General features: G+C 60.5%; 14 protein-coding genes and 3 pseudogenes. 5 read left to right on the plus strand and 12 right to left on the minus strand.

Translation table 11 applies throughout. The annotated features are described in order from the left end of the window. Nucleotides 1–237: 237 nt before the first annotated feature. The 5 genes and pseudogenes from FHR70_RS18940 to FHR70_RS18960 form a co-directional block, all read right to left on the minus strand. Nucleotides 238–1,290, minus strand: a pseudogene (locus tag FHR70_RS18940) (IS110 family RNA-guided transposase). A 74-nt stretch (nucleotides 1,291–1,364) separates the two neighbouring features. After that, a pseudogene (locus FHR70_RS18945) lies at nucleotides 1,365–1,628 on the minus strand (transposase); the annotation flags it as partial. Between the two features lie 56 nt (nucleotides 1,629–1,684). Further along, nucleotides 1,685–1,882, minus strand: a pseudogene (locus FHR70_RS24145) (MFS transporter); the annotation flags it as partial. 515 nt (nucleotides 1,883–2,397) lie between these two features. Then, nucleotides 2,398–2,829, minus strand: a complete 432-nt coding sequence (locus FHR70_RS18955) for an anthrone oxygenase family protein (protein ID WP_183453106.1) — start codon at nucleotides 2,827–2,829, stop codon at nucleotides 2,398–2,400. 147 nt (nucleotides 2,830–2,976) lie between these two features. Then, nucleotides 2,977–3,840 (minus strand): NmrA/HSCARG family protein, encoded by an 864-nt coding sequence (locus FHR70_RS18960; protein ID WP_183453108.1) that lies wholly within the window; start codon nucleotides 3,838–3,840, stop codon nucleotides 2,977–2,979. A 780-nt stretch (nucleotides 3,841–4,620) separates the two neighbouring features. On the opposite strand from FHR70_RS18960, the gene FHR70_RS18965 reads away from it, so the two are divergent. Next, a complete protein-coding gene (locus tag FHR70_RS18965) occupies nucleotides 4,621–6,072 on the plus strand; it encodes a tetratricopeptide repeat protein (RefSeq protein ID WP_210277705.1) in 1,452 nt (483 codons plus the stop codon). Nucleotides 6,073–6,478: 406 nt separating this feature from the next. Here FHR70_RS18965 and FHR70_RS18970 read toward each other — a convergent pair whose 3' ends face one another. The 5 genes from FHR70_RS18970 to repA form a co-directional block, all read right to left on the minus strand. Next, the gene (locus FHR70_RS18970; RefSeq protein WP_210277706.1) at nucleotides 6,479–7,183 is read right to left on the minus strand and encodes a hypothetical protein; all 705 of its coding nucleotides are present in this window, start codon (nucleotides 7,181–7,183) and stop codon (nucleotides 6,479–6,481) included. Between the two features lie 400 nt (nucleotides 7,184–7,583). Further along, nucleotides 7,584–7,919, minus strand: a complete 336-nt coding sequence (locus tag FHR70_RS18975; protein ID WP_246408303.1) for a hypothetical protein — start codon at nucleotides 7,917–7,919, stop codon at nucleotides 7,584–7,586. 382 nt (nucleotides 7,920–8,301) lie between these two features. Continuing rightward, complete coding sequence (locus FHR70_RS18980; RefSeq protein ID WP_343058847.1) at nucleotides 8,302–9,462, minus strand: RHE_PE00001 family protein; 1,161 nt, start codon at nucleotides 9,460–9,462, stop codon at nucleotides 8,302–8,304. 511 nt (nucleotides 9,463–9,973) lie between these two features. Then, nucleotides 9,974–11,035 (minus strand): plasmid partitioning protein RepB, encoded by a 1,062-nt coding sequence (gene repB / locus FHR70_RS18985; protein WP_183453110.1) that lies wholly within the window; start codon nucleotides 11,033–11,035, stop codon nucleotides 9,974–9,976. After that, a complete protein-coding gene (repA, locus tag FHR70_RS18990; protein WP_183453112.1) occupies nucleotides 11,035–12,255 on the minus strand; it encodes a plasmid partitioning protein RepA in 1,221 nt (406 codons plus the stop codon). Before repA ends, repB begins: the two co-directional genes overlap by 1 nt. A gap of 1,775 nt (nucleotides 12,256–14,030) precedes the next feature. Between repA and FHR70_RS18995 the strand changes: the two genes are divergently transcribed. Continuing rightward, nucleotides 14,031–14,315, plus strand: a complete 285-nt coding sequence (locus FHR70_RS18995; protein ID WP_183453426.1) for a toxin-antitoxin system TumE family protein — start codon at nucleotides 14,031–14,033, stop codon at nucleotides 14,313–14,315. Further along, complete coding sequence (locus FHR70_RS19000; RefSeq protein WP_183453114.1) at nucleotides 14,312–14,653, plus strand: HVO_A0114 family putative DNA-binding protein; 342 nt, start codon at nucleotides 14,312–14,314, stop codon at nucleotides 14,651–14,653. Before FHR70_RS18995 ends, FHR70_RS19000 begins: the two co-directional genes overlap by 4 nt. A 264-nt stretch (nucleotides 14,654–14,917) precedes the next feature. On the opposite strand, the gene FHR70_RS19005 is transcribed toward FHR70_RS19000, so the two are convergent. Together FHR70_RS19005 and FHR70_RS19010 are read right to left on the minus strand one after the other, a co-directional pair. Further along, complete coding sequence (locus FHR70_RS19005) at nucleotides 14,918–15,838, minus strand: recombinase family protein (protein WP_183453116.1); 921 nt, start codon at nucleotides 15,836–15,838, stop codon at nucleotides 14,918–14,920. Nucleotides 15,839–16,205: 367 nt separating this feature from the next. Further along, nucleotides 16,206–16,433 carry a hypothetical protein gene (locus FHR70_RS19010; protein ID WP_183453118.1) on the minus strand — a complete coding sequence of 76 codons (228 nt, stop codon included), beginning with the start codon at nucleotides 16,431–16,433 and terminating at the stop codon, nucleotides 16,206–16,208. A 402-nt stretch (nucleotides 16,434–16,835) separates the two neighbouring features. Here FHR70_RS19010 and FHR70_RS19015 point away from each other — a divergent pair, with 402 nt between their 5' ends. Together FHR70_RS19015 and FHR70_RS19020 are read left to right on the plus strand one after the other, a co-directional pair. Then, nucleotides 16,836–20,690 (plus strand): hypothetical protein, encoded by a 3,855-nt coding sequence (locus tag FHR70_RS19015; RefSeq protein WP_183453120.1) that lies wholly within the window; start codon nucleotides 16,836–16,838, stop codon nucleotides 20,688–20,690. Between the two features lie 247 nt (nucleotides 20,691–20,937). After that, nucleotides 20,938–23,253 carry a hypothetical protein gene (locus FHR70_RS19020; RefSeq protein ID WP_183453122.1) on the plus strand — a complete coding sequence of 772 codons (2,316 nt, stop codon included), beginning with the start codon at nucleotides 20,938–20,940 and terminating at the stop codon, nucleotides 23,251–23,253. Nucleotides 23,254–23,688: the final 435 nt, after the last annotated feature.

The following is a 23,688-nucleotide window of genomic DNA, read 5'->3' on the forward strand; positions in this document are numbered from 1 at the left end:
ATAATCGCACCGATCTTTTGCGTGTCAACGGCAAACTTGCCGGCTCAATAGTTCGCGCGCGTCGGTTTTCGTGATGCCGATCGATAGTGCTGCCACGATATTTCGTACAACAGAGTAGACGCCGCGACCTAAAGGGGCCATTTTTTTGTTCAGGCTTCCGGTGCGCCGGGCAACCGTTCGTCCATCCTGTCACATCCTTCTCGCGAACCTCGGCAGGATTCTGTTGCGGTGACTGGCTCAGGCTGTGCGGGTCGCATACTCCGCGTCGTAGCCGCACCCGCGATACAGCACGCCCCAAGCGATCCGCGCGAGCTTATTGGCGAGCGCCGCGGTGAGAACGTTCCGGTGCAACCGCGGGCCTGCTGCCTGGAGCCAACGCCCAAAGCCGTGCCCTCCCCAGGATTGCGGACGCTGCAGGAGAGCTTGTGCGCCGCTGACAAACAGGGTGCGTAAATAGCGGTTCCCGCGCTTGGACAGGCCACCCAGGATCGTCCGGTCACCGGTTGAGATCTGCTTAGGCACCAACCCAAGCCAGGCAGCAAAATCGCGCCCTTTAGCAAAAGCGGCCCCGGTCCCTACTGCCGCTACCATGGCGCTGGCGGTGATCACCCCAACTCCTGGGATCCCATCAGCCAGCGGCAGCCTGTATCCTGTCGCGCCAGAGCCGTGATGTCACGGCTGAGCGTCCCAATGCGCTCATCGAGCCCTTGCCAGTCGCCCGCCAGATCTTCGATCAGGTGGATCATCCGCGGCGAGAGCACGTCCGTGCGTTGAGACAGGAGCGTGGGAAGCGCCTCGCGCAAGCCCGCAAGCCCCTGCCGCACCGGAAGGCCGCATTCGAGCAGGAAGGCGCGGATCTGGTTGATCACCGCCGTGCGCTGGCCGATCCGGCGGCGGCGCACCCGATGAAGTTCTTGGAGATCAAGTTGTTCGGCCGACTTCAGCGGCACCGGCCGCATGGTCGGGCGCTGGACCGCCTCGGCAATGGCCTCGGCATCGCGGTAGTCGTTCTTGTGTCCTTTGAGGAACGGCTTCACGTACTGGGCCGGCAGCAGGCGCACGTCATGACCGAGGGCAGCGAGCTGACGCCCAACATGATGGGCGCCCGCGCAGGCCGCCATTCCGATCAGGCAGACCCGGACGTTGGCCAGGCAGGACTGCAGCTGCCCGCGCGATCTTGCGGCGCAGCAGGATCTTGCCGCGGGCATCCATGCCGATCAGGTGGAAGATGTTCTTGCCCAGGTCGATGCCGATCGTGGCGATGGCCTCGGTTGTGGTCTGGTGTGACATGGCATGGCTCCTTGCCTGCGGGACAATCCCGCCCTCCCATGCTCCACCCGGGAGCACGGCCGGTCCATGCCATTAGCGGTAGCTCGTTTGAGAATTTCCCGTTCTTGGCGCAGGATTTCGTTCTCTCGCCGCAGCCGCTTCAGCTCGGCTACCATGTCCTCCTGCCGATCTGCCGGTGGATCGTCGATCTGGCGCTCACGGCGGCGGTCGATCCAGTTGCGCAGAGTCGACAGGCCGACGCCGAGATCCTCAGCAATCGCTCGTCGGCTGCGGCCGCTGGTCAGGGCGAGCCGAACAGCCTCATCCCGAAACTCTTTCGTAAAGCGTGTCTGGGGCATGGAGATCCTCCTGCTTCATACAAGAAGTGCTCTCCATTTTTCCGAAACAAGACCATGCGCTGGTTGTGCCGCACGTAGTCCAGCCATGTCGGGTTATGGTAGCGCTCGATCCAGATCTCAGGATTCTCCAGATCCCGCAGCAGCGTCCAATGACGTGCACCGTCCCGGCGCCGGATCCGCCGCCGCTCTTCCATCACGGCAAGGAAAGCCACCACATCGGCTTCCCGGATCGCGTACTCGATCGTGATCACGACTGAGGGGAAGTCCCACGGAAAGCCGTGCTGGTCCGCGATCCCCCTGAAGGCATCGAAGATGATGCGCCCGCAGGCCTCGGCATCGGCGGGCGTGGCGGGGCGTAGCTCTGGGTTCATGATCGCCTCCCCTCTCCGGCAGCCTCGGTTACTGGCCGCTGGCTAACCGCGCTGCGTCGCTCAGACTCTCGCAGGCACGCCCGTCAGGCAAAAGAGAGTCCGAGCCAGAGCGTGATGAAGGCAAGGGAAGTGACAACAGCAGCCCACTCTGATGCCCTCAGTCTGCCTGACGGTGATGCTGATGTATCGCCCGCAGCCATGGTACCCCCCTCGCTCGATGTGCCCTCGACGGCGCCGAGGACGTGTAAGGCGCTTGATCGCACCTGTCCCAAGGTACGGCGGAACGCTCAGCCTGAATGTGTCGGGTAGCACACCTTTTGCCGTGCCAGCCTTCATCCTGGAGGAGAGTGCCGGCCTGCGCCATCACCGACATCAGAGTCTCCACCCGACCACCCTGCTCAGGAGAGGGAGGCCCACAGGACCGCAAGGCAGGCGCCAAAGCCAAGCGCAGTGCGCCCCGCATGAAGCGAACCCCATTGCTCGATCATCGCCCGGCTCTCGGGACCAGCGCCTGCCGGGTCAGTGGCCATGAGCCTGTTGTTCGTGGGCATGGTGGCGAAGAACGTCACAGGCCAGTTCGCGATCATGAGCAGAGCGCCAAGAATCCAACCGCCATGCCCTGCCTGCCACCACGCGGCGAGCCCGAGCAGGAACCCCACGATGGCCAGGGGCGCCTGCATGGCCAAACCATGCTTGTAGGCGGGCTTCCACTCGGCCAGCAGGGCGCGGTCGTCCAGCCCCAGGCGAGCCGGCTGCTCGGCTACGTTGATGTATAAGGCGGCGCCCGAGAACACGGCGGCGACAAGCAGTGCAAGCTGGCCCGTGAGCATGCTGAACTCCCTTGGGTGCTGCCCACCAACACTCCGGCTGAATTTCCCTTTTTCTGAACTGGGGGCTCCCTCCCACAGACCTCGCGGCTCTGTTGCAGCGACGCTGTGATTTACAATCAGTCCTCCATAACTTGAACCGCCGCCTTCTCAGCTCCAGGTCTGGCGCCCGGCCCAATCACGAAAGCGGGTCGGGCGGATGCCGTACTGCGCCTCCTGTGCGGCAATGTCTGCGTTGTAGCCGACCGCGTCGAACCACTCGAGCATGAGGGCAAAGTCTTCGCTGAACTGGCGCACCTGCTCCAGCGGAACCGGCTCGAACGTGATGGTCCGCCCCGTCACCTCGCTGAGGACCACAGCGGTCTGCGGCATCGTGAGCTCATCGCCTGCGATGTCGATAGCCTGGCCGTTCAGCTCCTGATGGCGCTCGAACGCCAAACGCCCGTAGCGGCCGATGTCCTCGACCGCAATCATCTGCAGGACAGTGTCCGGCTTGAGACCCACCATGAGCTTGCTTTGGTCGATGCCCGGCTTGAACCAGGGCGAGAGCCAGTTCTCCATGAAGAAGACCGGTCGCAGGATCACGTAAGAAGGGAAGCCGAGGCTGCGCACCACCTCTTCCACGCGCCACTTGTTGTCGAAGTGGGGGATGCCGGTGGAGCGGTGCGCCGAGCCGACTGAGGAGTAGACGTAGTGCTGAACGCCCTGCCGCCGGGCGAGGTCCGCAAGGCGCTTGCCTTGCTCCTCCTCGCGCTCAACCCCAGCCTCCCAGGTGTTCTGCACGGCAAAGATGCCCCATGCCCCGGCGAGGGCCTGCTCCAACGAGGCCGCATCGTCCAGGTTCCCTTGGACGATCTCGGTGCCTTGCGCCGCCAACGCCCGCGCCGCTGTCCCCTCCGGTGAGCGGGTCATCGCCCGGACTTTGTGGCCGCTCGCAAGCAGCTCCCGCGCCACGGCGCCACCCTGGTTGCCGGTCGCGCCAGTAACAAGAATGGTGTCGGTGCCCTGTGGCATAGCCGTGTCTCCAGAAAGCCGTCGCCTTCGCAGTTCTGGCTGAGTGATCCATTATCGCGCTGCCACCGGAGCCCCACAATGTATGTGTCCGAACTCTTTCGGGGGTAGCCGAAGCCCAAATCGGCCTGTCGATGACTGCAATCCCATCTGCCTCATTGGGCAACCCGCATCAGGCAGCGGTGTTAGTCCATACAATGTGCACCTGTCTCCAGAACGACCGCTGCTTCCACACACCGAGCAGCGTCTCGCTGCGCAAGGCCCTGCGCCTGATCTCCTGCACGGTGGTTGCGCCAGCCCTGTCGGGCTGTGACCGGATTGCTCCGTTCGTCGTGTCAGAGGCGCCCGTGGAACAACTCGGACTGGAAACGTGGAGTATCGCTACGCTGCGAATGGCGACAGCACCTCCAGCTCCTGATCGGAAGCCCGCGAGATCGTTGCGGATGTGAGCACCGTTAGTTCGGCTCCACACACGGCGCAGGTGCCGATCGAAGGGGCTGCAATCAGCTGCGTGGTCCCACATGCCTCGCAGCCGCACAGCGCCGGGAACAGCGTCTCGGAGCTTCGTTCCGCGGCTCTTCTCAAGGCCTCGCTTGTTTGCACGATACAATCGAACATGGTCTTCCTTCCTGATGTTTCGTCGGGGGATGCGCTTGCTGGCGTGCCGCCTCGCCAATGCGGGGGTTGTAACGAGCATTCTTTTCCGTGGCTCTTGGCAGAAGTTGTCTGTATTTTCCGAAAGTTGCCCGACCATTTTCCGGGAGCCCACAAGCAGGCGGGGTGATGCTGGACGACAGAAAACAGATTGCGGCCGTGATCAGGGACTACATCGCGCGGGAACGCATCTCGCGCGAGCAGTTCGCGTTCAAGACGAAGTTGGGCAAGTCGACGGTCGACAAACTGCTGACAGGGCACTTCTCGGACAAGACGCTGTCGATCGTCGAAAGCCAGACGCAGCTGTCCCTGCGGCCCATGAGCGGTGGATCGATCCGGCTTCCGGACGACACGACCCGCCAGCTGCCCAGGGTCGCAGACCTGAAGCCCCTCGACAAGCCATCCATCGCCGTTCTGCCCTTCGTGCACATGGGGATAGATCCAGAGCAGGATTTCCTTGCGGACGGCATCACCGAGGACATCATCACGGCTCTCGCACGTCTGCGCTGGCTGTTCGTCATCGCCCGGAACTCCACCTTCGTCTACAAGGGCAAGGCCGTGGACGTCCGACAGGTCGCCCAGGATCTGGGGATCCGGTATGTCCTGGAGGGCAGCGTCCGAACCGTCGGTTCGCGCATTCGCGTCACCGGCCAGCTCATTGACGCGGCAACGGGCAAGCATATTTGGGCCGAGAAGTACGACCGCGAGATGCAGGACATCTTCGCCGTTCAGGACGACATCGCCGAGCGGGTCGTTGCCGCGGTCGAGCCGCACCTTTATGCCGAGGAAGGATACCGCGCCTCGACGCAGCAGCCGGACAGCATCGATGCCTGGGGCCTTGTGGTCCGGGCCATGACCCTTCTCAACGCGGTGGAGCGGACGCAGAACGCGGAGGCCCAGCTGCTCCTGCGGCGCGCGATTGGTCTGGAGCCTCGCTATGCGCGGGCGTATGCTCTCCTCAGCTGGGCGATCTGGTGGGCCTCCATGTGCCTGTGGACGCCCGACGTAGAGGCTGGCTACGAGCAAGCGGCCACTCACGCCCAGGACGCTCTTGCGCTCGATCCTGGCGAGCCCTGGGCCAGAATGGTATCAGGGCTGTGCCTCAGCACGGCCGGTCAGCACCAGCGGGCACTGGCGGAGCTCGGAAGCGCCCTGACGCTCAACCCGAGCTTTGCGCTCGGTCACACCGCGCTCGGATGGGCGCTCCTGAGAGCAGGCAGGTTCGAAGATGCGCTCGTCGAGACCGGATGGGCCCTGCGCATGAGTCCGCTCGACAGCTTCTCCGGGTTCTACACGACCACCCACGGCCTTGCTCTTCTGGCGGCGCAGCGCTTCGGGGAGGCGCTCCCCTTCCTCAGGGCGTCCGTTTCCAGCTTCACGGATTACACCGGACCCTTCAACACCCTGATCAGCTGCTGCGGCCATCTGGGGTTGATTGAAGAGGCCCGGGAACTGATCGCCGTTCGAAACCGTATGGGTGGGGCGCCCCTGAGCCTGAATCTGGTCCGCAGGCATATGCACAGGTTTGCGCATTGTGACGTCTTCGTCGACGGCCTTCGCAAAGCAGGCATACCAGAATAGGAGTCCTGAGCGTCGCCTTCATCATCAATCGAGTATCGTGTCCGCTCAGGAGCAATCGGAAACGCCTCACCCGGTTGAAGGTTAGTTCCGGGTCAAAGAGTAACGAACAGCAAATGGAATGGCGGTCCGCTTGCCGCGTCATGAACTGACCAAAGCGTTACTTCAGCTTCGTGCCGCGGTCGGATCTTCGCCGAAGCGTGGGGTCGATTGGCGCTGGATGCGCGCGTGTTTTAGCCGAAGAGAGCTCGCGCGAGCTGCCCCATGGTGTTCCTGACAGGTTTGTTGCACTGGAGGCCGCCAGCGCCCTTGTCTCATTGCCCATCGGGAACACCATCCGCACACCGCTCCCTTAGGATGTAGGCTACTGGCCCGGCGAGCTCGCTGTCTTGGCCCGCCAGATCATTGATCAGCGGCTGGCGTGCTGGTGGCTGCCACCGCGGTGATCCTGGCAGGTTACGTGGGGGTTGAATGGAGCAAAGACCCCATTGGGGTTCGCCCGGTAGATCCAGACATGCCGGTCGTAGTGCGGTTCGAACAGGTGGGCCTCGTCAACGGCTGTTGCCGGATCATCCGCCATGGTGTCGTAAGCCACCCCATGGAAGGCCGGGAGTTCGCGATGGCCGGCGGCATGCCAGGCCTGGCGGAAGACGAGATTCTCGACCGCCACTAACTCGAGCGATCCATCCGCCTGCGGCTCGTAGATCAGAATCGCGGGATTACGGAAGTCGGTATGGGTCCCAGTCCCGTCGACGCGCGGGTTAGGCGGGGCGGTGATGCCGAGCAGATCCGGGCGGAAGAAGTGGATGCCCATGGCCCCCAGCGCCGCAGGCTGGCCCATCATCTCGGCCGTGTCGCAGAGATCACCGGGGTCGCGGACGTAGCCTTCGGCAAGCGCGACCTTGACGTCCCGGAAGCGTTCGGTTGCCTGGCGGACCGCGGCCAAGTCAGGCTCGCCCGGTGCCGGCCCGCCGCCAGCCGCATCATAGGCCGCCGGCGCCCGAGGCTCCGTGTGATCGTGGCCGTCATGCCCTGCGGCGGGGAGCACTGAGGCCTCAACGAAGGCAAGAAGACTGGCGGCGACGGCCGCGCGGCACAGAAGATGGCTGGTCATGGAAATATCCCTCGGTGGTGGATGGCTCCTTCCTCATCCCGGCCGGAGAGGCCGCTCAGGTCCCGCCTGCCAAGAACACGAGAAGCATAGCGAAGCGGGCTTTCCGGAACTCTCGTCGGAAGTTGTCTTTCTTTTCCGGGAAAGAGCCAGCACCATTCCGGTGCGTCTGCCCGCACCTGGGCCACGCAACGATGTTGGATGACAGAAGGCGGGTCACGGCCGTGATCAGGGACTATCTCGCCCGTTGACGAAGCACAGGAGTTCCTTGTGGCTGTGGATCGGCACCGAAACAATGAACCCTGTCAGAGCACGTGTAACCGACTGAAGATGCGAAACAAACAGCTATGACAGAGGGGTCACCGTCGGCGCCGCTCGTGACCCTCGCGCTCTGAGAAATACCTCAAGTCACTGAGACGCTTACGTTTGGCAAGCGAAAGGGTCTGAGTTCAAAGCCGAATGACAGAAACGCCCATGTGAAGCGCTGACCTGTCTGTTCCCAATGGCCCGGCCACTCCCCCGGCTTGGTGCGGGAGGCATCGAAGACGTAGGGGCTCACCTCGCTGCCCTCCATCTCGCCACCTCCCACGCCACCGCCAGGGTAGAAGGTGACCACGAACTGGGACTGATCGGATGCACGAGTGCATCGCCAGAGAGAGCCTGCAAGACTCATGCCGTCGGCAATGGCTGTTGGTGACGCCAGAGCAATCCCGATCGCGGCAAGCGGGAGGCCTCTCATGGTGCTGTCTCCGATCCGACCGAGTGAGGGAACAGCTCGTTAGACCGCCGTTTGTTACCAAACTTTGCGGCTGCTTCCGCTGATAATGACAGAAGGAGGAAGGAGGGTCAGGATGCGGGGTTGGAGCGGTCGGTGTTGTTGCCGCTGGATTCGAGCAGGCACACCAAAGCAAAGAGGCTGATCACCGCCACCAATTCCGCCCCGGACAGGAGCCAGGATGGCGAGCTCCCGCGTAGGGGCCCCACCGCCAGGAGCGAAAGGAAGAGTGCGACGACTGTGCCCCACATCAACATGCGAAACTGTCCCTTGAGAACGGTGTGCAGCCCTATCTCATGGAAGATGAACCGCCAATGACAGACCTGCATCTGCGTTAAGGAGAAGCTTACACGATGCCCCAGGCGCGGTAGCGGGTGCGTCCGGTGAGCTCGCGGGGCAGCGCGCCGCCGAGCTGCGCCAGCATCAGGTCGACGGCCTTGGGCGTGACCTTGAGCAGCTTGGCCCCGAGCGGCACCGTTACCAGCGGGCGGGAGAGAAATAGCTCGACGAGCCCCGGCAGCTTGGAGTTGCTGCGGCACTCCTTGGTGACCCGGCTCATGAGCTCGCGGGCGAGGATGAGCCGGTCAAGATCCTTGTGGGCAAGGACAAGCGCCTCCTCCAGCACCTCGCAGAAGCCCTCCAGCTTCTCGGCGGCCCCTTCCCTGCCCTGCGGCCGGAACCTAGATTGCTTGAAGCCAGCCGCCAGCGGCAGCAGGTGGCTGGTGAGTCCCCTCGCCCGCAGGATGGAGGCGGCCATGATCAGGCCGAGCCAGGGCAGGCGGGTGTAGAGGTTGAGATCCAGCCACGCGTTCCAGGCCACCGCGGCCGCGGCAATGGCCGGCCAGCCGCTGGTGCGCTTCACCAGATCGAGCCACAGGTCCTCGGCTTCAGCCTCGTCCTGGTCCGGGTCATAGACCAGGGGCGAGCGGCTCCTGGGCAGCGGGGTCTCGCCGGCCAAGACCTTGCCGGTGCGCTCGAGCAGGGCGTCGATCTCGGCAAAGTGCGCCTTCCACGGATCGGCATCGTTGGCAAAGAGCGGGTAGGCTTCCTCGTTCTCCGGATCCGGCTTCTTGCCCTTGGCCCGGGCGGGCTTGTCCTCGGCCACAGGGCCGATGCCGCGCAGGGCGGCCAGGCCGTCGATCGACAGCGGCCAGGGTGCCTTGCGGGCCAGGGCGGTGCGGCGGGCGCGGAGAGCCGCGGCGGCCCGGGTGAGCTCATGGGTGGGATGGCGCACGTCCATGCCGGCATCGTGCAGGACCAGATCACCGACATCGACCAGGTGGCCGTCGAGCAGCAGCGCCCGCACGGCCTCGGTCATGTCGCAGCGCGACTGCCAGCCGGCCGCAAGACCCGAGGCCTCCAGCCGGGCATCGAAGCGCAGGATCGCAATCGTGATCGGCTCAAGCCGGCCAGCGATGGTCTGCCACGGCAGCTCCGGCAGAGCGTAGGTACGGGGCACCAGGAACGGCTCGTCGTCGAAGTCCCCTGCCCTGCTGCCGAAAGCCACACCTGCACCCTCAAGCTAAGTCATTGATGAAGCAAGCTATAGCTTAGCCTGAGGAAGCAAAGCAAGGGATTGCTACGATGTGAGGTGAGGCTGGTCGGCATGCTGCAAAGCGGAGGGCCCAGAGGTCGGGGCCGTCGTGTTGGCGAGCTGCTCCGGGTGGAGCTTCGGCACTCAATGATGGCGCAAGGTGGCCGTAGAAGCTCTTATTTTAAGCCAGTTTCAAAGAGCTTAGGAAAGCCCTCCTCTGCCAAGGCGGTTACAAAATGGCTTAAAAGACATCTGCAAACGATCGGTTGAGTGCCGCTCCCATCTTTGTACAGCCCTCTGGGCATGATTGACATGGCTGCGGCGCCCTCTCCTATTGCGCCTGCAGTTAGGTTGGTGGTCACCTACTGCTGCTCGGATCAGTCCCACAATTTTGATAAATCAGCGCATTTCGCAATGACAAGAAGACCTTTGAGGACGGGCGCAACGCAGGAGGGGCAGAACACTGAGGTCCTGCCCCAAGCCATCACTGCTTGTTCGCTTTGTAAGTTGCATAGAGTTCGTCCAGCTTTGAAAACACGAATGAACCGAACTCCGGGTCTATGCTTTTATCGATCTGCAGGGTGTACTTCGTCTCTGTATCATTGACTTTCGCGAGACGACGCCCATCCGGGTCTTTCCAGAAGCTGAACTCTGAGGGCAAATTTTGTGGAGCTACACGCTCCTTCTTTGACAGCTTCGCGAAGAGCGTCAGAAATCTCTCGTCGGATTCGAGTTTCAGAAAGTCTGGTTTTGTGATGATTTCACGGGCTCGGTCTACGCCATTAGCTTCGAGAATAAGTGCAAGGAAGTCCAACCACCTCGGCCTACCAATGCCTGGTGCACGTCCAATTGCATTGATGATATCTGCAGGGATCTTGGTTGCGATAGACACAAGTGACGATAGATCACCCTTCCTTACAGAAAGAGCTGCCATAATCGTTGCGCGTGTGAACTTGCGCTCCTCAAGGGTCGCCGCAAAACGTGCCCGCTCAATGTAGGACAGATCCAGACGCTCGTTGTTCTCCTGCCCTTGGGCAATCACTAGATCTTCATCGCTCAGATCTTTGATGACGGCTCTGACCTTGATACCCAAGGCTGCAGCGGCGGCAACGCGGCGATGACCAAATGCAATCTGATACCGCCCGATGATCTCTGGGTGAGGTCGTACAAGGATGGGGACGATTTGCCCTTGGCTCTTAATCTGCTCCTTCAGACTAGCCAAGGCGTCATCTGATCTGTCCATTCGGTCAGATACAAACGACTCATCGATCTTGTCAGTTTCGATCTCGACAACGGTGTGGCCGGACTCGATCTGAGCTTTGAGAGCTGCAATCTCAGCCTCTGATTGCCCCTTCATGTTCTCAAGGGCAGCTCCCATTGCGCCTACAGGGGCGCGGCCTTCAGACATCATCGCAGCGAACCTTGAACGTTTCTCGTCAACGGTCGGCTGCGGTTGCTTTGGCATCTGGACAACCGCCTTGAGGCTTTCTCCCTCGTCGGTTTGTTCCAGGCTAGCTTTCAAAATCGCCTGCAAATCCCGTGCCATTAGACCCTCCCCCAGGCCTGTTTAATAAGTGCTTCAATCTCGCTGTTCACATTGTTCATCGCATCGATCGCGCGGTCGAACGTGGATTTCGTGAATTGCTCCCGCGACACCTCATAGATGGTTTGCTTCGTCAGACCGGCGTCCGAAATCGCGGTGCTCTTTAGCATAGCGTTCGTCAGAACGTGCTGTCCGAACATCGTACGCATGAAGTCGACCATTTGGCTCTGAGGCCCGTCGCCTGGTTCAAACCTCGTGATCAGGTAGCGAGTGAAATCGTACTTCATGCTGCTGCCATTTTCCCGAACGACGCGAAGCATTTCGGAGGCCATCGTCAGGAATTGGCACATTGACATGACATCGAGCATCTGGGGATGAACAGTAACGACCATCGACGTGGAGGCGCTGAGCGCCGCAAGCGTTAGGAACCCGAGTTGCGGTGGGCAATCGATTACGACAACGTCATACCTCTCCTCCACTGCTTTGAGGCTCATGCCTATGCGCTTGAAGAAGGGCGTTGACGGGTTCTGCCGGTCCAACAGCGCCTTAGGTGTCTCGTGCTCGAACTCCATAAGTTCAAGATTTGCCGGGATGATATCGAGGCCAGGGAAGTAGGTTTTCCGGATGATCTCCTCCGGATGTCGCTGTTCCCCATCGTAGCGTATAGATCCGTAGAGAGTCTGGTTCGGATCCAGGTCCAATTCTGGCTGGATTCCATGGAGTGCCGAGAGGCTTGCCTGAGGGTCGAGATCGACAGCCAAGACCCGATAACCTTGCAGGGCAAGGTATTGAGCGAGATGAGCAGAGGTGGTGGTCTTTCCGCTTCCACCCTTGAAATTTACGCAGGAAATGACCTGCAGATGCTCGCTTCCGGTTCTGTGCTTCATGTAGCGCCGGTCGGATTTGCCCGTCTCATCAAGGTACTGCCGAAGTGCGTGGAGGTCTTCCAAGCTATACTGCCTCCTCCCATTCGGCAGCATCTCGGCCTGAGGCCCCTTCCCTTCCAAGGAGAGTTGACGCAGGTACGCATCGGCAACACCAAGAATCTTGGCAGCCTCGCCAGACGTGAACTTTCGAAGTGTTTTGCGCGCGAGCGGCGGATAGAGAGCAAGACGTTGGGATTGAAGCTGCTTGGAAAGATCCCTTGCATGAATGCCAATCAGTTCATCTACCCACTGGGACTCACTGACAAGTCCCTCAGTTTTCTGCTGCGCGAGAGCCATGGCATTCCTCATAGATACGGAAACGGGCCAAAAAATTAGCTGTTTCCGTAGATGGCCCTGAAATCCTTTCCGATTTGTTAACACTGCCAGTCTGGCTGAGAATTTTTTTATCGAGACGTCATTCTATGCAAGCGTTGGGGACGGATTGGCAGTTTGTAGCTGCAAACTAGGTCTTCCCAGCTTGTCACGAGAGTTGAAGTTTAGGCCCTCTGCAAGCCGCCTTTAGATCAGACGTGACTAGCGGACCAGATATGACAACTGCGACGCATATTGAAACGTTGTTTCTTAGAAGGAGACAAGGTGGGCGTGCAGCAACTGGACTTGGTTTGCAGCTGCAAACTACCGAGTCTTCGACCTACCGATAATGATCTAGAAGCCACCCTGCCTGCTAAATCGATGCATTATCGATGGCCACGTTGCCGGTTTGCACCTACAAACATGGAAATGTCCGCGACCCAAACCGCTAGAACTCCTTGGAGGGCTGACCAACATTTGTGGCTCTGCTAGAAATTCTTCCGCGCCACTAGATCTCGTTTGCAGCTAGAGACTTCCTAGGCGTGCCGCCAAAATCCTACCCTGTGGATTCATCCGTAGTCTCATGGTGCGCAACTTCTAGACCTATGATTGGTCCACGGCGCAGCTTACAGCTGAAAAGCTTATCGAGGCTATGGAACGTAGGTCGTTCAGACACATCTGAAGCTTAGGGCCTATCGAGATCAAATCCCAATGTGCCCTCGCCTCTATGGCTGGTTTGCAGCTACAAACTTGGTTCCCTTGATTAACGTTAGCTGTCTGACGAATGAAGATCTCTTCTGGCAGATTTGCTTTGAGCATGCTCCTGCTCATCGTAGTATCTGGCTGCCTGTGGGATCGATTCGTGAATTGATTGGCGCAAGGTCCAGTGGCGAGATCCCATCCGGTTTGAGTTCCAAAGCCTGGCCTCAGCACACGGGCGCTGAAATCCGCTAGATCCTCTGCGACCATCCGAAAACGCTTCTTCAGGATGAGATTGACCAGTTGCTAGTTGAGAGGATTCGCCTCAACGGAGCCGACCTTTGGGACGTTGCGGAAGATTAACCCTGAAGTGAGCTCGGCGAACTACCTCCACCCATGAGGGGCCATAGCCGCCTGCCCTGGCGCCAAGACAAAGGCAACCCTGCCCTGCCGTGATCGTCTTTGTGCGACATGCGCCCTTGGATAATAATCGGACAATGTCTGAATTGATTAATCAAACGGCTATACGGGTTCGAGTAGATCAGGTTCTGCGCTGACTAATGCTCGACTATTTCAAGTACTTGTCTCAGGTTTAGGACCCTGTGTTTCCAGACGAGGCTCCCTATCCTGAAAAACCTATCGATGCCTTGAGTCCTTTCTTCGTTGATCGATTTCTTATTTGAACTGGACCATGTCGCACACAGACGCGACACTGGAGTATGCCTGACGACAAGATCCAATATCTGGTGCTTGACCGTTGCAACTTAGATGCCAACATGGCCCGGTTCTAGGTACTTTCCATTGAAACGAGCCTTTTCGACGATGCGGCTTTATCCGCGAGTGGGGCCGCCGTATCGGCACTTCGGGACAACGCAAGATCGAACTGTACGAAGGCGCGGGCAGAGCGGTCGAAGCTCTTGAGACCTGACTGCGCCGCAAGCAGAGACGGGGCTACGTCACGCGGTACCGCTCCCCCTAAATGAACGTTCACACGGCACAAACACAGCCCTTGAGCGTTGGAGTATTTGACAACACACCTGACTGTTGGCATAAACTCCAACATGAAGGCTGAACTCCTGCTCCGTCAGCGCCACCAGACTGCGGACAACGCTTTTGTCGAATTGCGCGTCTGGCGGGTCCCACACCCGGTGTGCGGGTCGGAGCACGAGTACAAGTACGCGCTGGCCTATGTCGTAAAGGGAATTTGCGTGCTTCGCTACGACAACGAGGCCGGGAAGGGCGATCACAAGCACGTCGGACCGATTGAGACTGGCTACCGCTTCACCACCCCAGCCCAGCTGCTCGCTGACTTCTGGCGCGACGTCGACCAATGGAGGCCCGAATGACCACAGTGACCCTTTCCGTCGCATCTCGTGAGGACGTAACCCAGCGCGCGCTTGCCGCCTTCGGGGGCGAGGCTCAGGGGGCGCATATCTCGTTCGCTTCCGTCGAACTCCTCTGGCAGACGCTGACGAAGAAGCGCTGGGAGATCCTCAAGGTCATGACAGGGCAGGGCCCTCTAAGAATCCGCGAGATCGCCCGCCGCGTCGATCGTGACGTGAAGGCCGTGCACGGGGACGTTCATGCGCTTCTCGAGGCCGGCGTCATCGACAGAACGGGCGAGGGACTGGTCGTGTTTCCCTACGACGCCGTTCACGTCGACTTTATGCTAAAGGCTGCTTGAACCGACTGAAGAACTGGCGACGCCGGCGCGATCGGGGCTCGCGGAGCCTCCTGGATCAGTCGGCGTTGGGGCCTCAAGATCGCGGCAGTCCAGCGGACGAACCCGGTAGAGACCGACGATCCCGTTACGCTCATCATGTCCAAGGAAAAGTCCTCCGGAAGAGTGAGGGGATATGCCAATTCTTCTCGTCGCTCGCGCCGCCTTGATCATCTTTGCCTACGCGATGAGCTTCGTCCCTCCAGACTGGCTGAAGCGGGGAGGATGTCAGCTCTCGCCCTGAGCCTCTGGCGGGAGCGCAAGCCCGTGTTTCTTCGCCAAGTCGAGTTGCTTCTTCACTGAGGAGGCTGACCATGTGAGGCCGCCGCGCGGCGGCCGCTCGCGCATGCGCTCCAGTTGCGCTCCGATGTCCCGCAGCGAGAGGCTCGGGTCAGCTATGGCGATGCCGGCGATTAGCGTCATAAGGCGGTCCTGCGGGCTCTTGCGTGGGGCAGGGCGGAGGAGGGCAGGGTCCGCCATATGCTGTGACACGAGCCTGCCAACAGCGCGCCGCAGCCGGGCCACAGTCCACGATTGGCCACTGTTGCCGAGGACGCGAACAACATCCTCCCAGGGCTGCTGCGGGCGCATGCGGCGAACCGTCGGCATCCAACGATCCGCGCCGGCAATCAGATCGTCCAAGTAGACCTTCTCGCGGGCGAGGGCGACCTTCCGGATCGCCTCCGGCCGGCGCTCGCGCATGCCCGGATTGCCCGGCCGCTTCCCTCGTGCCTTCGCGGCCTTAATGCCGGCTCGTGTCCGCTCTGAGATGAGCGAGCGCTCGAGCTGCGCCACCGCACCGAGCACCTGTAGGGAAAATATACCTTGTGGGGTTGAGGTGTCGATGGGATCACGGAGGGATCGGAAATGGGCTTTCCTGGCCTCCAGCGTCTCAATCACCTCCAGAAGGTGGCTCACCGACCGGGCTAAGCGATCAAGGCGTACCACAATCAGGACCTCACCCGGCCTGATCTCACGGATGAGCCGCGTCAGCACCGGCCGGGCACGGCTTGCGCCGGATCCGTGCTCCTGATGGATCACATCGCAGCCCGCTGCGCGCAGTTCGTCAAGCTGAGCATCGTGTGCCTGATCCTCAGTTGACACGCGGGCGTAGCCGATCAAGCGAGCTTTCGAGAGGGGAGGGGCCATTAACCGGTTCCCGGAGCCATTTTCAGGCCCTTTGTACACTTTCGCTTATTGCGAGCAACTGATCGTTTGGAGACGTTTCTCAAGCCAATTTGTTAATTACTTGTGGAGGGGAGGGCTTCCTGAAAGCCGGCGAAAATGCATTGAACTCAATGGCTTTAGCGAGTTGGCTCACAATGAAAAGCGGGCATAGGTGCTCGCACTTAGATCGCCAATAAAACAGCCCGCACACCCATCCAGCAAAACAGCGCGCCTCCACCTATCAGACCGTAGCTATTATCGTTTTATCTCTTATTGTTCAACTCTAGCTCTTCTGATTCAGTAGCTTAGCTTACGCGCTAAAGCGTGGCATTGGCGTAAGCGGGGCAGATTAGGGGGCAAGGGCCCCCTGCAGACCGGGATTCGTGATCCAACCGATGGATGATCGTGCCCACTCGTAGCTCCGGCTCTCCACCTGAGCCGATGGGAACCCTCCCGGGCCTGACGTTGCCCCATACCCGTAAGCGATCATCACAAACAGCACGGCGGCCAGGGTATTGCGCGACAATCTGGATCGGAGGACCATCGCCGTGCGGGTGGTGGGACTGTCCTCGTGCATGATGTGTCTCCTTGCCAGGCTGATCAGCGGATAACGCCTGAACGGCAGCAGGGCAGATTGTGGGCAGCGGGGACCTCAGGCTGCTCGGGCCACAAGAACGGCCAACGGCGGGATCTTCGGCTGCCCGGTGTTCAGTCCGAGCCGGTCCCCAAGGTAGGTGAAGAACGACACAACCATCGCTTTTTCCGTGGAGCGATCTAATTGTACTAAACGACTTCTAGGATCAGGAGGAGCGGATGGGGTTTGGAGACCAACCTTCCGGTACCAAAAACCTGAAGGGCATCTCTTGAACCTCAGCGCGATTCACGGACCGATGCGGAGTTCGATCGCTCCGCCTTTGGATATGACACGCTGAGAACCACATTCGTTTCAACTGCCGGAAACCACCGAAGGAGGCGGCAGATGAACGATGTGGGTAGTAAATCCCCTAACCGTAAAGGCAAGCCGCCGTCCGAAGTGGCGGGTGTGTCTCATGTCGTTACCGGCCGGATCATTCAAGAAAATGGCAGCGGTGTCGGCGGGCTCCTAGTCGAGGCGCTCGACATCCGCGGACGCGATCAGACGGTTCGGTTGAGCTCAACGGCGGTCGAGCCGCAGGGCACGTTTTCGATGTCCCTCCCCGTCGAGATCGCATCGGCCGCAAAGCCGATCAATCTTCGGCTGCGGGTTTTCGCGCCGGATCAGCCCGGCGTCGAGCGTAAGCAGCGCCTGCTCTTCGAGACCGAGGTCCGCGATCATGCAGCGCCACGCGAACATTTTATTATCGAGCTGACACAAAAATCGATCGAGCGAGCGGGTCTCGCCAGAGGTCGCCCGGCCAGAACCGGTCGCATTGAGCCCGCCGCGGCGGCCGCCGATAACGCGCGCCGCGCCGCCCTGCGCAAGGCAGACGAAGAAGCGTTCGAGACGCAGCTCACCGAGGTCAAGGAACGGCGCGACCTGTTCCGCGAGAATATCCGTAGCGCACTTGAAGAGTCGATGTCGACGGTGACGCCGCAAGAGCGCCAACGGGGCCGCTTCGTCCCGACGCCGGATGACATTCCGACGATCAGCGAAAACGCCATCAAGATGGATCTGGGAGTTCTCCTCGGCCAGCGCGACCCGGAGGCGGGCGGGCGAGCGCCGGTCGAGCGCGTCGCAAGGCTGCTCCTCACCGAAGGGCAGATCGCAAAGCTGCCCGGCGGCGGCACCCAGCCCGTTGAAATAACCGAGGCGGAGTTGGAGGAACTCCTTGAAGTCTCGATGGACAAACCTGCGTCGATCTTCCGCCGCTCGCTTGTCGACGATCCGTGCCGGCCAAAGACCGAGGCCGAGGCCTGTCTCGATGGCGAGGACCATCATCATGAGCCTGAGACTCCCGTTGATCCCGAGGAAGAGGAAGAAGGCTCGGCGTCGACCTATAGCAGCCGCAAGGCGATCGATGCGCTGATGGAGCGGCAGGCTTCCCCCGAAGACCCGCTTATCTTCGGTCCGGGACTCCATGAGGAGGACCAGTTGCTTGAACCCGTGCTCAAGGCCGATGGCATCTCAAGTGCTATCGCCAAACTGACCTTCGCGCCGGGGCCGGCCGAAGTTCCTGCGGTGCATTTCTTCAACGACCTCCAGGTCGCCTTCGAGCCGATCTGGCAGGAGGCGCTGGACGACCGCTTCCTCAAGGATGTCGAGGCCGCCTACGATAAGTTCGTGGAGCGAGGCGGGGCCCCTGCGGTCAACCGGATCAAAAGTCTACTCGGCCTTTCGGGGGTCCTCAATCCGAACATCTTCCTCAACGAGCTGCTCGATATTGGCACGGTAACGGACACGGCCTACGACAATGTCGCCAGCGTCGTCATCATCACGCGCGAAGAATGGAACGCGCTGCCCGCGCCGGCCAAGACCTATCTGAGCCAGATCTCCGCCCAGATGGCGCAGCTGCGCACCGACATCGTCGAGAGCATCGACGGCTCCATGTCGCCCCTGGAGCTGTTGCTGGCCGGAGGCTCGACCTCATCGCTGATCAAGGCTGGCCTCGCGCCATTCCTTAGCCCGACCACGATCGAGCTTCGCGCCAAGCTCCAGCTCCTGAAGTCCGACGCCGAGGGAATCGTCGCCCTAGCACGACGGCTGGTCTTGGAGGTCGAAGCGGGTCGCCCCTTCCGCCCCACCCACACCATCATCGAGGAGCTAAAACAGCAGCACAGCAAGGCCTATCCGTTTCGCCATTTCGCGGCGAGTTCCCGCTATCGCAGCGTCAATTTCGGATTGCTCGTCACCTACAAGCAGATCTGGACGCTGAAGGCCTATCAGGTGGGTGAGCTGGTCGGCACCATACCCATGGCCCCGGACGAAGAGCGCAAGTATTCGCGCCGGACAGTCCGCAAGACGAAGCGCGCGGTCCAGGAAGTCGAATCCCTCTATGAGCGGCGCACCGGCGAGACGGAGTCGCGTTCCCGCGTCGAGGCCGAGATCATTCACCGCGCCACCGCCAAGACAAACTTCTCGATGAGTTCGACCGGAACGGTGAGCTACGGCGCCGGCGGCGGCGGCGGGGGTGGCGGCGAGCAGAGCAGCGGCGGCGGCATGGGCGTCAGCGGATCCAATACGACCACTTTCTCGCGCGACGTCGAAAAGCATTCGAGCGCGGTCAAGAAGGAGTTCAACGAGTCGATCCGCAAGGCGACCGACGAGATCAAGAACGAGCGCAAAACCGAGATCACCACTGAGGATACGTTTGAGGAGGAGGTGACCCAGTCCGGTGTGCTCAAGAACCCGAACAACCAGATTACGTGCACCTACCTGCTCTATGAACTGGAGCGCCTGATCGGCATAGAAGAGAAGCTGCACGGCCTCCAGTCGGTTGCCCTAGTCGCCATGGAGGTACCCGCTCCGAGTGAGCTCACGTATGCCTGGCTGATCCGCCACGACTGGATCTTGAGCCGCGTGCTACTCGATCCGTCTTACGCACCTGCGCTCGGCTACGTCTCGACGACGCTGATTAGCGACGACGTCACCCTTCGTGAGATGCGCGAGGCACTGTTTCGTCAGCGCAAGCTGGTTGAGGAGCTGAAGCAAGACCTGGCCGACCGACGCGTACTCGCCGGCCTGCGCTACGCAGCCCTGCAGAAGCAGATTGAGCGGACGGCCGAGTCATCCGAAGGCGGCGGCGGATTGTTTGGCGATATTGTCGGCGGGATCGGCAAAATTGCGGGCGGCGTCCCAATCGTCGGTGACATCGTCGAAGGCGCGCTCGACATGATTACGGGTGAAGGCCAGGTCAGCCAGGCCGACCAGCTGCGCGAGGGCGCAGCGCGGGACGCCTATGAACGCGAGCAGCGCGAGGAGCAGGATCTCGCCTCACGCATGCTGAGCGCCACTTCCACCTTGGAGACGATGCAGCGCGACTATACGGATCGACTTTCGCGGCATCTCTCGCAGCTCGGCCAAGTGCACCGGCTGATCGATCATATCTGGCAGAACATCCTCTACTACATGCAGGCCATCTGGGCTCACATACCCGACGACCAGCTTTTCCTGATTCTCAAGGATGTTCCGGTTCCAGTCTTCGAGAAGGACAAATCGAAGACGATCAAAATCAATCCTGCCGTCCACGCGGCGGCGACGGACCTGTCGGCGATCGACACCAAGTGGGTCCATGCTAAGAGCGGCCTGGGGATCAAGCAGCCGCCTGTGAGTGAGGCCGACAAGATCAAGACCGTGCCGCTTTCGCAGGTCGCCAACATTTACAAGAGGCTAGGATGCTGGGCCAACTTCCTAATCTTCCCGATGTTCGAGGCCAATCCCATCACCGACTTTATGATGGAACCCTATGTAAAGCTGGCCGAAGGCGAGTATGGCATTTCCGACCCCGACCCGATCGGCAACATGACCCTGAGTGAGTTCGCCGATTATGTCTGTTGCCTCAAGAAACATTATGAGGAGCAAGATCGGCCGGAAGTGTTCGAGAAGCTGAAGCCGGAGCTCCAAGAGGCGCTGAGAAAACTGCTCCAGAGCTCGCGACGCGACGAGGACATTGTCATCCCTTGCGAGGACGGCCTCTATATCGAGGCCCTACCTGGTACCCATTCAGTGATGGAGCAGTTCAAGCAACTGCATCGCATCATCGACGTGAAGAGCGCGCAAGCGGACCTGCGCACGAAAGAGCTCAACAATATCCGACGTGCCGAGATGATCCTGAATGAGGACCTCGCCGATCCGGATATCGAGAGCGTCAAGAATGTCTACTATAACGGACCAGCGCCACACGATGGCGACGAATGACGGCGCCGGCTGAGCCATGAGCCCGCCACCGCCGCCGATTGTTAATCGTAAGTATTACGGCCCTCGCGCCACGATCAATCGGGACGAGTTGGAACAGGCGCGGAAGATCGTCGGATACGACAAGCGCGCGGTCGCCAACTACAGCGAGGCGCTGGTCGGCGAGGTCGTCGCCCGCGACTGGGTCACTTCCGCCTACAAGGGCAAAGCCAAGCTCCGGGCTGTCATGGTGCGGCCGGGCGGCGTCCCCGTGCTCGACTATCTGTTCGAAACCGCCAATGGTGAATTCGTCGTCGTCGAGGCGAAGGCCGCGAAGTCTCAGCTGGGCTGGACCAAGGGCCGGGTCCTTATGATCGAGCCCGGCGGCGGCGCCTATTTCCTGGAAATTCCCGGGGACGTTCAGCAATTCTCGCCGACCTGGTTTGAGCAGCGCCTGGCCGAGATGAGGGGCCCGAAGGGTGATCCCGCATCGCGGCGGCTCGCGGCGGAACTCGAAGCGAGCTGGCGCACGGGAAAGATACGGGCTTTGGTCATTCGCGCCCCCGAGGGCGCCCGCACGGCCGAAGTCGCATTGGAGATCCTCGACCATAGCGATGAATGGAACGCGCACCGCGGCGTTACTGCGAACCATACGATACCTAAGGGGAGCGAGGTGGGATCGGTGGTGAATGGTGCTCCCGTGAAGACAGGCGTTACGGAACAGCGACCACCCGTCGAACGAATGCTCAAAATTCACCAGTCGGACGAGACGCGTCTTAAGAAGGAGTTAGACCGGCTCGATACGGAACGCGGGAAAGCCAACTCCGAGTTGAACCGGGCGAAAGGACGTCTGAAGACAGCCGAGAAGAACAAGCTCGCAGCTGACCAGAAGCCAAGAACCTGGCAAACGACAAAGGACAAGCTGGAGGCCAAGGTAACTGCCGAAAAGGCCGAAGTGACTCGCCTGGAAACCAGGGCAAAGGATGCCAACCAGGCCGTCGACGACATCAAGCAGAAGCTAGTTGAGGTTCGTCAGAAGATCAGGGAAGTGGGCGCCGAAGTTCGCAAGCTGCGGGCGAGCACCGCGGCCCAGCCTGTACCGTCCGCTGCGGCGCAAGCAGGCATAGTCGCCGGACCCAAGGCAAGTCGCGCAACGGATCTGGACGCCGGCCGGGCGGCCGCAACGGCTGATCCCGGCACGAAGGCCGGCGAGCTCGTCGAGGCTCGGGCAAACACGGCAAGGGCCACCGAAGGCGCAGTTGACGCGACGAAGGCTAGGGCGATTGAGGGTGGCCGGCCCGTGCGCGAGCTGGCGGCGGGAGCCGCCGATGTCGCGAAGGTTGGGAAGCTCGCGCGCGTCCTATCCCTAACGAAGACGATCGGCAAAGTTGCCGTCGGACTGTTCATCCCTCTCACCAAGCTTGAGATCCTCCTTGAGCTGGCCTTGTGGCTCTACGATTGGGATCAGCGCAGGCGAAAGGCCGACGAGCGGGAGTGGCGGCGCATCTATGCCTTCCTCTTCGAGAGCGCGGCCCCCATCGCCGATCCTTTTGCTGGTCAATACCAGCCGGCGATCGGGGGATGGATTTGGGATACAATGAACGCACGTCTCAACAACGAGCGCGATCCACAGAACTTCGTTCAATGGGTCCGTGAGTGGGACCGCAATCGGAAATGGCTGGGGTTTGTCTATGTTGGCGTCGCAGGAGGCCTCACTCGTCAGGAGCATGTGCCGCGAATAAGCTCGGCCGACAAAGCGCCTCATCCCATCCGCTATTGGGCCGGAGAGATGAAATTCGACTTCAAGACCTGGTCGAAAGAGGACAACCGTTCGAAGAAGGAAGGGCCTACCCGGGAGTTGGGGCCAGAGCATCCGGATAATCTTTTCACCCTTGGTGAGTTCGGCGATCCATTCAAGAAACCTGAAAACAAGGACATGACGCGATGGGCAGCCGCGAACCAATCGCGCAGCGACTATCTCTATCGGGATGTCGAGGAGCGGCGGATGAGCATAAGCGTCACGTCACCCACGCCGATCCTCACACCGTTCGACTATCTGTCTTTCAAGTGCAAGGATCTGATGGTCGAAATATTACGCTTCATCAGCAGGTTCGATGAATATTTCCAGATCATGGCCCCCTTCAGCCGGGAAACGTTCTTCACAAAATACTGGTACGAAGGCGGGACGTTCCCGGATCCAATCGATAGCGATTCGGCGCATTATTGCCTGAAGAAGCTCTATGCCCTGATTACGGCGCTGGAAGCCCACACACCACAGCAGAAGGAAACGGCGCAGGCCGGTTTGGAAAGGCGCCGCCAGATCATCGCAGATATCGTCCGTCCCAACCGGACGAGCAACGATCTGTCCGACATCGACAAGCGGCTCTATCGCCTCGCACGCGATCTTAATTATACGAGCTATCGGCCGGTCCAGGATCCTGACCTCGCCTACCTGACCAACGAGCATCTTTCCGCTCTGACATCCGACATTCTGGGCGACGCCCGTCGCATCTATGCCGACATCACGTCTGGCAAGGATTCACCGCGATCTCTCGAATATCGCTACATTGGGTCAAAGAGTTCCTGAGCTTCCACTCTCAGGCGGGCTCTTCTCTATTCGGCGGTTTAAGGTCAAGCACTTTCGGGCTGTTTTACCGCTCCGATGTTTCACGTCACTCGCGGGTCTTGCTTCTCGTCGGGATCAGCTCTCGGGCTCTCCCATGATGGGATCAGAAGGATGAGGTGGCCCAATCTGTTGCGCTGTCACTTTGCCTCTAAAGGCGAGATGAAGAACTCGATAAAATCAACGGCGACCCTTTGCCGTCAAATGTGAGATTTTGCCTTTAAGCTCGAGATTTTGCCTCTAAAAGTGAGACAGAGTTTACAGGAACGTGCGGCTGGCTGCAGTCCTGTGTCCGCTTGCTCCAGACTTATCACAAGGAGGCTCGATTGCTCGCCTCTGTCGAGCGTATTGCGTGCCGGAGACAGCACCGAGTTCACACCACGGGATCAAGGAGCAGAG

This window comes from Microvirga lupini (genome assembly GCF_014191055.1).
GTDB classification, from domain to species: Bacteria; Pseudomonadota; Alphaproteobacteria; order Rhizobiales; family Beijerinckiaceae; genus Microvirga; species Microvirga lupini_A.

Coding starts and splice junctions, on each gene's coding strand:
- FHR70_RS19000 (WP_183453114.1), top strand. CDS start 14,312: ATGACCACAGTGACCCTTTCCGTCGCATCTCGTGAGGACGTAACCCAG.
- FHR70_RS18975 (WP_246408303.1), bottom strand. CDS start 7,919: ATGAGAGGCCTCCCGCTTGCCGCGATCGGGATTGCTCTGGCGTCACCA.
- FHR70_RS18970 (WP_210277706.1), bottom strand. CDS start 7,183: ATGACCAGCCATCTTCTGTGCCGCGCGGCCGTCGCCGCCAGTCTTCTT.
- FHR70_RS19015 (WP_183453120.1), top strand. CDS start 16,836: ATGAACGATGTGGGTAGTAAATCCCCTAACCGTAAAGGCAAGCCGCCG.
- FHR70_RS19005 (WP_183453116.1), bottom strand. CDS start 15,838: ATGGCCCCTCCCCTCTCGAAAGCTCGCTTGATCGGCTACGCCCGCGTG.
- repA (WP_183453112.1), bottom strand. CDS start 12,255: ATGGCTCTCGCGCAGCAGAAAACTGAGGGACTTGTCAGTGAGTCCCAG.
- FHR70_RS18960 (WP_183453108.1), bottom strand. CDS start 3,840: ATGCCACAGGGCACCGACACCATTCTTGTTACTGGCGCGACCGGCAAC.
- FHR70_RS18995 (WP_183453426.1), top strand. CDS start 14,031: ATGAAGGCTGAACTCCTGCTCCGTCAGCGCCACCAGACTGCGGACAAC.
- repB (WP_183453110.1), bottom strand. CDS start 11,035: ATGGCACGGGATTTGCAGGCGATTTTGAAAGCTAGCCTGGAACAAACC.
- FHR70_RS18965 (WP_210277705.1), top strand. CDS start 4,621: ATGCTGGACGACAGAAAACAGATTGCGGCCGTGATCAGGGACTACATC.
- FHR70_RS18955 (WP_183453106.1), bottom strand. CDS start 2,829: ATGCTCACGGGCCAGCTTGCACTGCTTGTCGCCGCCGTGTTCTCGGGC.
- FHR70_RS19010 (WP_183453118.1), bottom strand. CDS start 16,433: ATGCACGAGGACAGTCCCACCACCCGCACGGCGATGGTCCTCCGATCC.